The sequence below is a fragment of the Micromonospora sp. KLBMP9576 genome (assembly GCF_050941805.1).
In the GTDB taxonomy this organism is placed as follows: domain Bacteria; phylum Actinomycetota; class Actinomycetes; order Mycobacteriales; family Micromonosporaceae; genus Micromonospora.
The window spans coordinates 3871852-3885821 of the sequence record NZ_CP194567.1; the positions used below are offsets into that span (position 1 = coordinate 3871852).

Consider the following 13970-nt stretch of genomic DNA (forward strand, 5'->3'; position numbering starts at 1 on the left):
GCTCAGAGCAGCCCCGCCGTTTCCAGGTGGGTACGCACGCGGGCCGTCTCGTCGGCGTCGAGGGGCCGCAGCGGAAGTGACACGGCGTTGCTGTCGATGACACCGAGCAGGGCCAGGGCGGTCTTGAACGCGCCCACGCCCCTGGTCGCTCCGGCCGCCGTCGCGGGATCGGCCGCGTCCACGATGCGGAACAGCCGGGTCAGGCGGTCCTGCTCGCGCCGGGCGGTGTCCCAGTCGCCGTCGACGCAGGCCCGGTGCAGTCGCACGTAGCCCGCCGGGTCCACGTTGCCCAGACCGGGCACGCAGCCGGCGGCGCCGGCGAGCATCATCGCGTCCACGACCACCTCGTGCCCGGTCAGCAGGCTGAAGCCGGTGCCCGGCGCGCGTTCCGCGATCGCCAACGCCAGCTGACGGAAGGCGACGTCGTCCCCGCTGGAATCCTTGACGCCCGCGAGGACCCCCTCCACCGCCAGTCGGGTCAGCAGGTCCGTGGAGAGCTTGGTGTGCACGCAGACGGGAATGTCGTACGCGAAGAGGGGAAGCTGGACGGCGGCGGCGATCGACCGGAAGTGCCGCTCGGTCTCGTGCGGGCCGACGATGGCGTAGAAGGGGGCGGTCGCCACCAGGCCCTCGGCGCCGAGTTTCGTCGACGCCTCGGCGCGGTCGAGGACCCGACCGGTGGTCGGCTCGATGCAGCCGGCGATGACGGGCACGCTGCCCCCGACCGTCTTCACGATCGTCTCGAGAGCCTGGTCCCGCTGGCTGTCGGTGAGGAAGACGGTCTCGCCCGAGCTGCCGAGCGCGAAGATGCCGTCGACGCCGGCGGCCAGCAGCCGCTCGACGAGCCGCTCCAGGGAGCGGACGTCGACCGTGCCCTCCTCGGTCAGGGGGGTGACGACCGGCGGCACGACTCCGGTGATCGGCGGGGCTGGGGTGGTCACGCTGTCTCCTCGACATGTAGGGGGGTGGTACGGCCCGTCGCCGCCTTGGCCAGTTCGACCAGCTCTGCGTTGCTGGATCCGGCCGGCACGGGGTGGTGGCACCGGAACTCGTGGGAGCCGGCACCGCCGGCGCCCGCCTCGGCTGACGGCATCTCGGTGGCGCACACGTCGGTGGCCTTCCAGCACCGCGTACGGAACGGGCAGCCACTGGGCGGCCGGGTGGCAAGGGGCACGGGGCCGACGAGCGGGATCGGGTCGAGCGGCGAGAGCAGCCCCGGCGTGGCGGAGAACAGCGCCCGGGTGTACGGGTGCTGTGCGACCTCGGGGAGCCCGGCGGCGGGTGTCTGCTCCACGATCCGGCCGAGGTACATCGTGACCACGCGGTCACTGATCCGCTTGACCGTCTGGATGTCGTGTGAGACGAAGACCATGGCCAGGTTCAGGCGCTCCTTGAGATCCAGGAGCAGGTTGAGGATCTGCGCCCGCACCGACACGTCGAGGGCGCTGGTGGGCTCGTCGGCGATGACCAGACCCGGTTCCAGGGCCAGGGCACGCGCGATGGACACCCGCTGACGTTGGCCGCCGGAGAGCTGGCTCGGCAGCACGTCGGCGACCGACCGGGGCAGCCCCACCAGGGCCATCAGCTCCTGGATCCGCTCCTCACGCTCCTCGCGGGTGCCGCGGCGGTGCACGTCGAGCGGATCACGCAGGATGTCGCGGACCGGCATCCGCCGGTTCAGCGAGGTGGCCGGATCCTGGAAGATCATGCCGACGCCGGCACCGATGTGCTGCCGTCGTTCCGACGCGTTCATCGACCAGACGTCCTTGCCGCCGAAGGCGACCGTGCCGCTCGTCGGCCGTTGCAGGCCCACCAGCACCTTGGCCATGGTGGACTTGCCGCAGCCGGACTCACCGACGACCCCGATGGTCTCGCCGGCACACACGGTCAGGTCCGTGCCGGTGAGGGCGTAGACCCGCTCGCGGCCGAACATGCCGCCCCCGCGGGCGCGGTGGACCACGTGGACGTCGCGCAGCTCGACGATCGGGTCGCGCGGGGCTGTCGCACTCATCGGGCCAACTCCTCTTCCCTGACGGTGACGGCCGGGTGGTGACAGGCGTGCCGGTGGGCGGCGACGCCCTCCAGGCGGGGCGTTTCCGTCCGGCACACCTCGGTCACCATGGGGCAGCGGTCAGCGAACCGGCATCCCGCCGGGAAGTCGGCCGGTGACGGCACCACACCACGGATCTGGGTGAGCCGCTCCGCGCCGGCTTCGAGGGAGAGGACGGAGCCGAGGAGACCCCGGGCGTAGTGGTGCGCCGGCGCCCCGACCACGTCGGCGGTGACACCGCTCTCGACGATCTGCCCGCCGTACATCACCACGACGCGGTCCGCGACGTCGCTGACAAGTGCCAGGTCGTGGCTGACCAGGATCAGGGCGAAGCCGAGCTGGCCGCGCAGCCGCAGCAGCAGCTCCATGACCTGCGCCTGGACCGTGACGTCGAGGGCGGTGGTCGGCTCGTCGGCGATGATCAGGCGCGGGTCCCGGGACAGCGCCATCGCGATCACCACACGCTGCCGCTGCCCGCCGGAGAGCTCATGCGGGTACGCGGACAGGGTGCGCCGCGCGTCCAGGCCCACCAGTTCCATCAGCTCCTCGGCGGACCGGGTGCCACCACGGCTGATCATCTGGGCGAGCTGAGGGCCGATGCGCAGTGAGGGGTTCAGGGCCGAGAGCGCGTCCTGGTAGACCATCGCGATCTCGCGCCCCATCAGGGCACGACGACGTTTGGTGCCCACCGTCAGCAGGTCGGTGCCCGCGAAGCGAACCTCGCCGCGGACCCGGGCGCCCTGCGGCAGCAGGCCCATCACCGCGAGTGAGGTCAGGGACTTGCCCGAGCCGGACTCGCCCACCAGGCCCAGCACCTCACCGGGGCGGACATCGAAGGTCAGGTCGTCGACGATGTCGACGCCCCGGTGGCGTCCCTCGAAACCGATCGACAGGTTCCGGACCTCGAGGACGGGCGCACCCTGCGGGAGCGGACGGGCGCGCTCGCGCAGTCGCTGCGCGGCCTCGGCCAGGCCGGGCAGCTGCACCATTTCACCGGAGCCGGGCTGAGCCTCCTCCTGTGCGTCGCCGGCCTTCGTCGCGGTGGCGCGCCGCGCCGCCGGGGCGGCCCAGGCGTCGGACATGCCCTCGGAGAGCACGTTCAGGGCGAGCACGGTCAGCAGGATCAGCAGGCCGGGGAAGAACGTGGCCCACCAGCCACCGATCTGGACCATCTCCTTGCCGAAGGCGATGACCGAGCCCCACGAGGAGGCCGCCTCCTGAGGGGCCAGCCCGCCCCCGATGAAGGAGAGGGACGCCTCGAACACGATCGCGTCGGCCACCATGACGGTGACGAAGACGAGGATCGGGGCGGCGCAGTTGCGCAGGACGTGCCGCCAGAGGATGTGCGGTCGTCGGGCGCCGATGATCCGTTCGGCGGCGACGTAGTCCTCCCGGTACTGCGAGAGCACGTTGGCACGGACGACACGCGCGATCGAGGGGACGAAGACGAAGCCGATCGCGACGACGAGGACCAGCAGGCTGTTCTTGCCGAAGGAGATGATCAGCAGGGCGGAGAGCACGATGGTGGGGAACGCCATGACGACGTCGAGGCCACGCATCACCACCTCGTCGACCGCGGGCCGGCTGGTTCCCGCCAGCGCGCCCAGGATCGCGCCGACCACCAGGGCGATGCCGGCGCTGCCGAAGCCCACGATCAACGAGCGTCGGGTTCCGGCGACCAGCCGCGAGAACACGTCGCGTCCGAGCTTGTCCAGGCCGAACCAGTAGTCGCCGTTGGGGCCGGTGAGCGCGGGACCGAGCCCGGCCTGCGCGGGGTCGTGCCGCAGGAGCAGGGGCGCGAGGATGCCCACCAGGACGATGAGCAGGACGAAGCTCAGTGCGATCCGGGCCGTGACACCGAGCCGTTTGAAGGCGATGCCGGGAGCCGACAGCCGGGCGGTGAGTGTTCGACGCATCAGTGTGCTCCGCGCAGTCGAGGGTTGGCGAAGAGGTAGAGGATGTCGACGACCATGTTCACGAAGACGAAGCAGATGGCGATCGTCAGCACGGTCCCCTGTGCGAGGGCGGTGTCGTTCTGCTGCACCGCGCTCATGATCTGGGTGCCCATACCGGGCAGCGAGAAGATGGCCTCGATGACGACCGTGCCCCCCAGCAGGTAGCCGATCCGCAGGCCCAGCACGGTGAGCGGGTTGACGAGCGCGTTGCGCAGCACGTTACGTCCGACCACCACGCGGGGCGGCAGCCCGGCGCCGATGGCGGTGCGTACGTAGTCCTTGTCGAGTTCCTCGACCATCGATGTCCGCACGATTCGGGCCAGCGAGCAGCCGACCGGCACGGCGAGCGCCAGCGCGGGCATGGCGAGGGACTGCAGCCAGAGCGAGAACGAGTCGCCGGGGTTGACGTACCCGCCGGTCGGGAAGACGGGGCGGCGGACCGACAGCTCCTGGATGAGCAGGAGGGCCAGCCAGAACGACGGCATGGCGATCCCGGCCATCGACACGAACCGGATGACCTGGTCGGGCCAGCGGTCCCGGTACAGCGCCGCGGTGATGCCGAGGGCCAACGCGATGACCAGCGCGCCGACGATTCCGAGGGTCGTCAGCTGGATCGTCAGCGGCAGCGCGGTGGCGATCTTGTCGGCGACCGGGACGGACGGCGGGAAGGTCATCCCCAGATCGCCCCGGAGCAGGTCGCCCAGGAAGTGCAGGTACCGCAGGGGCAGCGGGTCGTCGAGCCCGTTGGCGGCCTTGAACGCGGCCACCTGCCCGGGGGTCGCCTGGTCGCCGAGGACGGACAGCGCGGGATCGATCGGTGAGAACTGCATGATCACGAAGACGAAGATCGTGATACCCAGCACGAGGGGTATCAGGGTCAGGAGTCGTCGCGCGACCAGGCTCAGAACGCTCAGCATGGTGTCTTTCTTTCGTCGAGGGCGCCGGGACGTCCCGCCCGGCCCGAGGGACGGAGGGCTGGGCGGGACGTGTAGGGGCCGGGGTCCGGGGCCCCCGAGGCGGGGCTCAGCCCTTTCGGCTGGAGCCCAGGAAGTACAGGCCGGTGGTCCCCGCGCCCGAGAAGTCGGAGAGCTTCGCGGGGTCGTACGCGGTGACGACCTTGGTGTGCAGGATCGGGTACAGGGGAACCTCGCCGGCCACCTTGTCCAGGGCCTGCTTCCACAGCGTCTTGCGGGTCGCCTCGTCGGAGGTCTTCGCCGCCTTGTCGAGCAGGTCGCCCATGGCCTTGCGGTCCGCCGCGCTCCACCGGTAACGCTGCCCCGGCCAGGTTTCGCCGTAGTAGAACCAACGCATCAGCAGGTCGGTGTCGACGCCGAAGACGCTGGGATCCCCGGTGGCCATCAGCACCCGGAAGGTGTCCTTCGGAACGATGTCGCCGTAGATGGCCGAGGAGGGCACCGTGTTGAGGCTGGCGGTGACGCCGATCTTCTTCCACTGCTCGATGACCAGCGGCGCGACGTCCTTGACCACGGAGTTGTCCGTGGTGTCGAGCTGGAACGTCAGGTTCTTCACCCCGGCCTCGGCGAGCAGCGTCCTGGCCTTCTCGGGGTTGTAGTCGTAGACCGTGGCGGCCTTCTGGTAGTCCTTGTTGCCCTCGTCGAGGTAGCTCGTCGCCGGGCTGCCGTAGCCGTTGAGCGCCGTCTTGATGACCGCGTCCTTGTCGATGCCGTAGTGCAGCGCCTGCCGCACCCGGGTGTCGTCGAACGGCGCCGCCGCGTTGTTGAACATGAGGAAGACCTGGTTGAAGGCCTGCTTCACGTCGACGGTGTACTTGTCCTTGAGCGAGTCGACGTTCAGGTACGGCACCGACTCGATGGCCTGCACCCGGCCGCCCTGCAGATCCGACACCCGGGCCGACGCCTCGCTCGTGGTGTTCCACGTCATCGTCTCCACCTTTGCGGGGCGGGGACCGGCGTAGTTCGGGTTCTTGCTGAGCTTGATGCCCGATTCCTTGGACGCGCTGTCCATCTTGAACGGGCCGGAGCCGATCGGCGCCGTGTCGAAGGCCTTCGCCGCCGCAGCGTCCGCGGTCTTCGCCTTGGGCAGGATCTTGATGACCGAGATCCGCTCGGCGAACAGGGCGAACGGGTACTTCAGCTTGAACTCGACGGTCGCCGCGTCCTTGGCGCTGACCGAGTCGATGAACGAGACGAAGCCCTGCATCAGCGGCGGGGCCTTGGGATCCGCCGGCTCGAGGACCCGGGTGAAGGACCAGGCGACGTCCTCGGCGGTGACCGGGGTGCCGTCGGAGAACTTCGCGCCGTCGCGCAGCGACACGGTGTACGTGAGCCCGTCGGCGCTGGCCGTCGGGTCTTCCTTGGCCAACGCGCGGTAGGGTTCCCGGGTAACCGGGTCAAGATCCACGAGACCTTCGAAGATGTGCTGGTTGACCGCCGTCGCGACCGCCGAGGAGGCGTTCGCGGGATCGAACCCGCTGGAGAGGGTGAACGCCAACGTGGTCTCGATCGATTTCCCTCCCTTACCGTCTCCGACAGCGTTGGTCGAGGCGGGGCCGCCACTGCAAGCCGTCAGCCCGAGCGTCAGGCTCACTGCGGCGGAAGCGATGGCTAGAGAGCGGACCCGGCGCGGGGGGACGCGCCGGCTCCGCAACGGCTTACCGGTGGTGCTCACGGAGATGCCTCCATAGGCTCTTGATGCGCTCGCGTGACCGCTCGCGCCGGGGAATCGATGTTACGGGTATGACGTCTGACGTCTGATGGCGATAGGCTGAGCGTCGCAGATCCGTGAGGGAAGGGCAAGGGGCAGATGACGACCATTGACGCGAGTCCGCTACGCGGCACGGAGCGCCCAGGTCCCCGCCGGCAGGAGGTCGCGACCCGGATCAAGGAATACATCCTGCGCAACCGCCTCAAGCCGGGCAATCTCCTGCCCACCGAGCTGGAGCTGTGCGAGGCGGTGGGTGCCAGCCGCTCCAGCGTCCGCGAGGCGGTCAAGATCCTCTCCGCCCTCGACATCGTCGAGGTACGACACGGCCACGGGACCTTCGTCGGCCGCATGTCCCTCAACGCCCTCGTGGAGAGCCTGACCTTCCGCGGCCTGCTGAGCGGCGAGGAGGACCACCACGTGCTGGGGCAGGTCGTCGACGTCCGGCAGACCCTGGAGCAGGGGCTCGCGGCCGAGGCCATCGGCGCCCTCGACGACGAGCACCGGGCGCAGCTCTCCGCGCTCGCCGACGAGATGGAGAACCTGGCCGCCCAGGGCAAGGACTTCCTCGAGGTCGACCGGGCGTTCCACCTGAAGCTGATGGAGCCGCTGGGCAACGACCTGATCCTCCAACTGACCGAGGCGTTCTGGCAGGTCCAGGCCATCGTGGCCCCCACGCTGCGCACCGAGCCGGAGGACCGGGTGATCACCGCCCAGCGACACCGGACCATCGTGGACGCCGTCGTCGCCGGCGACGCGGGGGAACTGCGCTCCGCCATCGCCGATCACTACGCGCCCATCCGGGCGAGCATCGCACGCGTCGCACGCCCCTGAGCCGGCCGCGAGGCCGGCCCGAGCCCGACGCCGCACGGGGGTCCACCCGTTTAGGAGTACGCCCCCCGGCGACGGGGTTCGGCCTCGACGACGCCACGCCGCCCACCGGTCGAGGCCCTCTCGCCGACCCTCGGCCCGGCCGCCCCCGACACCCGCCCCGCTCGCCGGACCGTCCCTCGCGTCCGCCGTCCCGCGTGTCCGGGCCATCCCGCGGGTCCGGACCGTCCTTTGTGTCGGATCCCCCGCGACCGGACCTCCTGGGCAGAACTTGCCCCCAGGCCAGACCTCTCCTCGCGCTAGACCGCCACTCGCGTCCCGACCACGCCCCGCGCGCCGACGGTCCCTTGTGTCCCGATCGCGTCCCGCGCCCAGGCCGCACCTTGTGTCGCAACCGCGCCTCGCGCGCAGGCCGTCCTTTGTGTCGCGTCGACGCCCCGCGCCTGCCGCACTTTGCGCCTGACGACCCGTGACCGTCCCCCGTGACCGATCCCTCCCGTGGCCCGGACCATCGCGACCGTCCCTCCCGCGGCACGGACCATCGCGACCGTCCCTCCCGCGGCCCGGACCATTCACCGGGCCGACGCCCCTCGCGTCCGGACCGTTCCGCGCGACCCGCGACGGCGTTGGCGCGTGACCACCCATCGATCTCTTGACGGCCGGCGCGGCACGCCCTAGCGTCGAGAGATCGGACATCCGACGTCTTATGGCTGCGTCGGATGTCGATCCCCCGCCCCGCCCCCCGGAAGGAACCCCGTGTCTTCTGCCCGAGCAATACCGCGCCGAATGCTGGCCGCCGTGGCGGCCGTCCTCGGCCTGGCCACGCTCCTGCCCGCCACGCCGGCCCACGCCGCCCCCGCCGGTGTGAGCGCGACGGTCGGCGCCGACTGCACGACCGGCCGGCTCAACCTGCAGCTCGACAACCGCAGCACCACGACACAGACGTTCACGGTCACCTGGCCCGGCCGGACCAACTCCCCGTGGACCCGGACGGTCGCCGCCGGCGGCAGCACCGAGCTGTACTGGACCCTGACGGCCGGCACGCCGTACACGCTCCGGACGACCACCCCGACCGGACTGGACGACACCTCCGCCGGGATCTTCCACTGCGGCACGGGCATGAGCGCCCTCACCAGCTTCGACTGCACCGCCGGTCGCCTCCAGCTCGCGCTGGAGAACCGCACGACGGCCGCCCGGGACTTCACCGTCGCGTGGCCCGGACGCACCGGTTCCCCGTGGACCCGCACGGTCGCCGCCGGCGGCAACTTCCTGCACTACTGGACGGTCGGCGCCGGCACCCCGTACACCCTGCGGGTCACCGCCGCGGGCTTCGACACCACGCTGCGGGGCACCACCTCGTGCGACATGGCCGCCGGGACGCCGCAGATGACCGTCACGACGCTGCTGAGCACGCAGACCGTCATCCGCAACCTCAACGGGGCAGGTGGCCGCTACGACGGCACCGCCGCCTCGGTCCGCATCCCGGGCATGGCCGTCACCAACAACGGCACCGTCGTCGCCGTCGCCGACGCACGGATCGACGGCTCCTACGACCTCGGCGGCGGCACCAACAACATCCAGATCGTCATGATCCGCAGCACCGACGGCGGGCGCAGCTTCGAACAGCCTCGCGTCATCCACGCCCCCGCCACCACCAGCGAGGGGGTGGGCGATCCCAGCATGCTGGTGGACCGCGCCACCGGGACCCTCTACTGCTTCTTCACCTACTCCCCCAGGCCCGGCATCAGCTTCTGGTCGGGCGGCTCCGGTCTCAACACCGCGGACGACCCGAACAGCATGCACCTGCGGTACATCACCAGCAGGGACGACGGCGCCACCTGGAGCGCCCCGGTGGAGCTGAACCCGGCGATCAAGGATCCGGCCTGGCGGCAGGTGTTCTTCTCCTCCGGTCACGGCATCCAGACCAGCACCGGACGCCTGGTCCAGCCGATCGCCTACCGGGACGCGGCGGGCACCAGCCACGCCGGCAACATCTACAGCGACGACCACGGCGTGACGTGGCGACGCGGCGGATCCGCCGGCGGAAACATCAACGAGAGCAAGGCGATCGAGCGCGGGACCGGAGCGGTCGTGCAGAACATGCGCCACAACGGCACCCGCAGCCGGTTCTACGCCACGTCCACCGACGGCGGCGCCACGTTCGGCGCGGCGACGGCCAGCGCGGCACTGACCGATCCGCTCTGCAACGCCGACGAGCTGTCCTACCTGCGCCCGTCGCAGGTGGGCGCTAACGGGGCGCCGGTGCGCACCCGTACGGCGCTGTTCAGCAACAACGCGCACCCGACCGCGCGCAACGACCTGACCGTCCGGCTCTCCACCGACGACGGCGCAAGCTGGCCGGCCCGGGCACTGCTCAAGCCGGGCGGCGCGGGCTACTCGACGATGGCCGTGCTCTCCGACGGAAAGATCGGCAACCTGTACGAGGTCGGCAACGCCGGGGGCATCCACTTCGCCCGCTTCACCCTCGACTGGGTCAAGGCAGCCTGAGCAGACCGTGCGTCCCCGGTCCGGATGCCGCACCGCGGCACCGGGCCGGGACCACCCGGTCGATGACCGGCTATGGCAGGCGTGCCGCCGGCCTCAGCGCGCGGGGCCGCCCGGTCGACCCGGGCCGGCCCCCGGCCGGCGGTGACCGACGTGCGAGGCCCGGCGCGCCGGGGAGTTGCCGGACCCGGGGCGGGGGTCCCGTGCCGCGTCGGCGACCATCTCGTCGGAATCGCGCCCGAGGGCCTGCCGGATGTGCTCCGGGACGTGCTCGGACGTCGCCATCGCCAGTCGGACCTGCACCGAACGGTCGTCCAGCAGGCGCTCCAGATCCGCCTCGTCCAGCTCGACCGCGCGGACCAGCGCGACCCGGACGTCGACCACCGGGTCCTCCGACAACGCGCTGCGCTGCTCGTCGGTCGTACGCGGGTTGCGGGCGAGCCCCTTGCGGACGCGCGCGGTGCGGTCGGCCATCAGGGCGGTGATCACGTCGGGGTCGTGGGTGTGGGTGGCGAGTCGCTCCCGCACCTCGGGCGAGACGTCCTCGATCAGCCTGGCGGCCAGCTCCGGCTCCAGGTCCCGCGACTCCGCGAGCAGGCCGCGCAGTTCCTTGTCGGTCGTCTCCGCCATCACCAGGCGGACCGACTCGTCGCAGGCCGGGTTGCCGGCGACCGCCCACCGGACCCACCGGTCGGCGTCCTTCACCAGACGCAGCAGGTTGCCGACGGAGGTCGAGGGGTTTCGCGCGACGACCTCCCGGACCTGACGATCGTGGTCGCGCGCCAGCGGTCGCAGCGCCTGCGCGGGTGCGTCGGCCCGGGCCGCGACCGCCTTACGGACCTCGACCGACGCGTCGGACGCCAGGTCGATGAGGGTCATCTGTGGCGTCGCGGGATCCAGCGCGAGGGCGAGCCTCGCCTCGACGCCGTCACCGCTCGCGCGGTGGGCGGTGGCACCTGACCCGGTGTGACGGTCGGGCCCGCCGACGTCCTGCTGCTTCCCCATCGGGCAATCATCGCACGGGCTCTTGGGGGGAAATCAGCCCGTACGGGGCGCCGGCGCGGGCCGGCTCGCCGGGCCGCGTCGGCGCCGATCACGCGACGGGCCCCGGTCGATCGCTGGCGGATCGACCGGGGCCCGTCGTGCGTCGTCGGATCAGGCGAGATCGAACCGGTCGAGTTCCATGACCTTGGTCCAGGCCGCGACGAAGTCGGCCACGAACCTGCCCCGCGCGTCCTGGCTGGCGTAGACCTCCGCGACGGCCCGGAGCTGGGAGTTGGAGCCGAAGATCAGGTCGACCGCGGTGGCCGTCCACTTCACCTCGTCGGTGGCCAGGTCCCGGATCTCGTACACGTGCTCGTCGGACTCCGACGCCTTCCACCGCGTGCCCGGGGAGAGCAGGTTGGCGAAGAAGTCGTTGGTGAGCACGCCGGGCCGGTCGGTGAGCACGCCGTGGGGCGTACCGCCGACGTTGGCCCCGAGGGAACGCAGGCCGCCGACGAGCACGGTCATCTCGGGCGCGGTCAGGTTGAGCATGTAGGCCCGGTCGAGGAGCAGCACCTCCGGCTGGGTCTTGTCGCCCGCCCGCAGGTAGTTGCGGAACCCGTCGGCGCGCGGCTCGAGGACCCGGAAGGACTCGACGTCGGTCTGCTCCTGGCTGGCGTCCGTGCGACCCGGGTGGAACGGCACGCTCACCTCGACGCCGGCGTCGCGCGCCGCCTTCTCGACGGCGGCCGAGCCGGCCAGCACGATCAGGTCCGCGAGCGAGATCTTCGCGCCGCCGGCGGCGTTGAACTCCCGCTGGATGCCCTCGAGGGTCTCCAGGACCGTCGCGAGCTGCTCGGGCTGGTTGACCTCCCAGCCGCGCTGCGGCTCCAGCCGGATCCGCGCGCCGTTGGCGCCCCCCCGCTTGTCGGTCGAGCGGTAGCTGGCAGCCGAGGCCCAGGCGGTGGAGACGAGCTGCGCGGTCGTCAGGCCGGTCTCGAGGACCTTCGCCTTGAGGGCGGCGACGTCGGCGTCACCCACGAGCGGGTGGTCGACGGCCGGCACCGGGTCCTGCCACAGCTGGGGCTCCGCGACCCACGGCCCGAGGAAGCGGCTGACCGGACCCATGTCGCGGTGCAGCAGCTTGTACCAGGCCTTCGCGAACGCCAGCGCGAACTCGTCGGGGTGCTCGAGGAAGCGCCGCGAGATCTTCTCGTACGCCGGGTCGACGCGCAGCGACAGGTCGGTCGTGAGCATCGTCGGCTTGTGCTTCTTCGACGGGTCGTGGGCGTCCGGGATGATCGCCTCGGCGTCCTTGGCGACCCACTGCTTGGCACCACCGGGGCTCGTGGCGAGTTCCCACTCGTGGCCGAAGAGGATCTCGAAGAAGCGGTTGCTCCACTGCGTCGGCACGTCGGTCCACGTCACCTCGAGACCGCTGGTGATCGTGTCCCCGCCCCTGCCGCTGCCGTAGGTGCTCAACCAGCCCAGGCCCTGCGCCTCCAGCGGGGCGGCCTCGGGCTCGGGGCCCACGTGGTTGTCGGCGACGCCGGCGCCGTGGGTCTTGCCGAAGGTGTGGCCACCGGCGATGAGGGCGACGGTCTCCTCGTCGTTCATCGCCATCCGGGCGAAGGTCTCGCGGATGAAGTGGGCCGCCGCGAGCGGGTCCGCATTACCGTTGGGGCCCTCCGGGTTGACGTAGATCAGGCCCATCTCGGTCGCGCCGACCTCCGGCGCCATCTCCTTCTCGGAGACGTAACGCTCGTCGCCGAGCCAGGTGTCCTCCGGGCCCCAGAAGATCTCCTCGGGCTCCCAGACGTCCTCCCGACCGAAGCCGAAGCCGAAGGTCTTGAAGCCCATCGACTCCAGGGAGACGTTGCCGGCGAGCACGATCAGGTCGGCCCACGAGATCTGCTGGCCGTACTTCTGCTTGACCGGCCACAGCAGCCGGCGGGCCTTGTCGAGGTTGGCGTTGTCCGGCCAGCTGTTGAGCGGGGCGAAGCGCTGCCCGCCGTCGCCGGCGCCACCGCGCCCGTCGTGGATGCGGTAGGTGCCGGCGGAGTGCCAGCTCATCCGGATCATGAGGCCGCCGTAGTGGCCGAAGTCGGCCGGCCACCAGTCCTGCGAGGTGGTCAGGACCTCGACGATGTCCCGCTTGAGGGCCTCGACGTCGAGCTTGGCGAACTCCCTGGCGTAGCTGAAGCCCTCCCCCAGCGGATTGGCCTTCGACGAGTGGGCGTGCAACACCGAGAGGTCGATCTGGTTGGGCCACCAGTCCCGGTTGGTGCGCGGACGACCTCCGGTCTTCGGGGTCGGCGAGTCGATCGCCGGGTTCTCGCTCTCGCTGCCGTGCGCGGTCACGGAGTCGTGCGCTACCGGGCAGCCGGCCGCCGCCTTCTTGTCCACGCCCTGGGCGCTGGAGAAGGCGTTGTCCTGGGTGTCGCTCATCTAAATCCTCTCGAACTGGCGGATCACTGGGAGTTGCGTGCGGTCGCACAGTCGGCGCAGGTGGCCCAGTAGACGACCTCCGCCTCGTCGACCACGAAGCCCTGGTCGTCGGAGGCGGTGAGACAGGGAGCGTGGCCGACGGCGCAGTCGACGTCGGCGATCGCGCCACAGGAGCGGCACACGACATGGTGGTGGTTGTCCCCCACCCGGGTCTCGTAGCGGGCGGTCGCACCGGAGGGCTGGATGCGCCGCACCAGACCGGCGTCGGTGAGCGCCCGCAGCACGTCGTAGACCGCCTGGTGGGAGACGGTGGGTTGCGCCGCCCGCACCAGCGCGATCACCGTGTCGGTGTCGACGTGCGGATGGTCGCGCAGCGCGGCGAGCACCGCCAACCGGGGCCGCGTCACGCGTAACGAGGCCGCCCGGAGCTGGGTCTCGAAGTCCGGCGGCATGTGATCAACCTAACCACTGTTCTGGAATCAATCAAGTATTACCACGAACTGGCGCGGGTTCCC

The 13970-nt window shown here is 71.0% G+C and carries 10 protein-coding genes; 2 read left to right on the forward strand and 8 right to left on the reverse strand.

Translation table 11 applies throughout. From position 1 onward, the window contains the following. Window positions 1–2 precede the first annotated feature (2 nt). The 5 genes from ACQ452_RS17070 to ACQ452_RS17090 form a co-directional block, all read right to left on the reverse strand. The gene (locus ACQ452_RS17070; RefSeq protein WP_433385595.1) at window positions 3–941 is read right to left on the reverse strand and encodes a dihydrodipicolinate synthase family protein; all 939 of its coding nucleotides are present in this window, start codon (window positions 939–941) and stop codon (window positions 3–5) included. Beyond that, a complete protein-coding gene (locus tag ACQ452_RS17075) occupies window positions 938–2011 on the reverse strand; it encodes an oligopeptide/dipeptide ABC transporter ATP-binding protein (protein WP_433385598.1) in 1074 nt (357 codons plus the stop codon). Before ACQ452_RS17075 ends, ACQ452_RS17070 begins: the two co-directional genes overlap by 4 nt. Next, window positions 2008–3966: a dipeptide/oligopeptide/nickel ABC transporter permease/ATP-binding protein gene (locus tag ACQ452_RS17080; protein WP_433385601.1), complete on the reverse strand. Its 1959-nt coding sequence runs from the start codon at window positions 3964–3966 to the stop codon at window positions 2008–2010. The genes ACQ452_RS17075 and ACQ452_RS17080 overlap by 4 nt, the downstream gene beginning before the upstream one ends. Next, window positions 3966–4922, reverse strand: a complete 957-nt coding sequence (locus ACQ452_RS17085) for an ABC transporter permease (protein ID WP_433385604.1) — start codon at window positions 4920–4922, stop codon at window positions 3966–3968. Before ACQ452_RS17085 ends, ACQ452_RS17080 begins: the two co-directional genes overlap by 1 nt. Window positions 4923–5028: 106 nt before the next feature. Further along, on the reverse strand, window positions 5029–6477 hold the full coding sequence (locus ACQ452_RS17090) for an ABC transporter substrate-binding protein (protein ID WP_433385607.1): 1449 nt from the start codon (window positions 6475–6477) through the stop codon (window positions 5029–5031). A 312-nt stretch (window positions 6478–6789) separates the two neighbouring features. Here ACQ452_RS17090 and ACQ452_RS17095 point away from each other — a divergent pair, with 312 nt between their 5' ends. Both ACQ452_RS17095 and ACQ452_RS17100 read left to right on the forward strand, forming a co-directional pair. Then, the gene (locus tag ACQ452_RS17095; RefSeq protein WP_433385610.1) at window positions 6790–7521 is read left to right on the forward strand and encodes a FadR/GntR family transcriptional regulator; all 732 of its coding nucleotides are present in this window, start codon (window positions 6790–6792) and stop codon (window positions 7519–7521) included. Between the two features lie 795 nt (window positions 7522–8316). Beyond that, window positions 8317–10026 (forward strand): exo-alpha-sialidase, encoded by a 1710-nt coding sequence (locus ACQ452_RS17100; RefSeq protein ID WP_433385613.1) that lies wholly within the window; start codon window positions 8317–8319, stop codon window positions 10024–10026. 93 nt (window positions 10027–10119) lie between these two features. On the opposite strand, the gene ACQ452_RS17105 is transcribed toward ACQ452_RS17100, so the two are convergent. The 3 genes from ACQ452_RS17105 to ACQ452_RS17115 form a co-directional block, all read right to left on the reverse strand. Further along, window positions 10120–11028, reverse strand: coding sequence for a hypothetical protein (locus ACQ452_RS17105; protein WP_433385616.1), 909 nt, complete (start codon window positions 11026–11028; stop codon window positions 10120–10122). A gap of 150 nt (window positions 11029–11178) precedes the next feature. Continuing rightward, the gene (katG, locus tag ACQ452_RS17110; protein WP_433385619.1) at window positions 11179–13455 is read right to left on the reverse strand and encodes a catalase/peroxidase HPI; all 2277 of its coding nucleotides are present in this window, start codon (window positions 13453–13455) and stop codon (window positions 11179–11181) included. 23 nt (window positions 13456–13478) lie between these two features. Next, window positions 13479–13907 carry a Fur family transcriptional regulator gene (locus ACQ452_RS17115; protein ID WP_433385622.1) on the reverse strand — a complete coding sequence of 143 codons (429 nt, stop codon included), beginning with the start codon at window positions 13905–13907 and terminating at the stop codon, window positions 13479–13481. Window positions 13908–13970 lie beyond the last annotated feature (63 nt).

Coding starts and splice junctions, on each gene's coding strand:
- katG (WP_433385619.1), bottom strand. CDS start 13,455: ATGAGCGACACCCAGGACAACGCCTTCTCCAGCGCCCAGGGCGTGGAC.
- ACQ452_RS17095 (WP_433385610.1), top strand. CDS start 6,790: ATGACGACCATTGACGCGAGTCCGCTACGCGGCACGGAGCGCCCAGGT.
- ACQ452_RS17115 (WP_433385622.1), bottom strand. CDS start 13,907: ATGCCGCCGGACTTCGAGACCCAGCTCCGGGCGGCCTCGTTACGCGTG.
- ACQ452_RS17075 (WP_433385598.1), bottom strand. CDS start 2,011: ATGAGTGCGACAGCCCCGCGCGACCCGATCGTCGAGCTGCGCGACGTC.
- ACQ452_RS17105 (WP_433385616.1), bottom strand. CDS start 11,028: ATGGGGAAGCAGCAGGACGTCGGCGGGCCCGACCGTCACACCGGGTCA.
- ACQ452_RS17085 (WP_433385604.1), bottom strand. CDS start 4,922: ATGCTGAGCGTTCTGAGCCTGGTCGCGCGACGACTCCTGACCCTGATA.
- ACQ452_RS17080 (WP_433385601.1), bottom strand. CDS start 3,966: ATGCGTCGAACACTCACCGCCCGGCTGTCGGCTCCCGGCATCGCCTTC.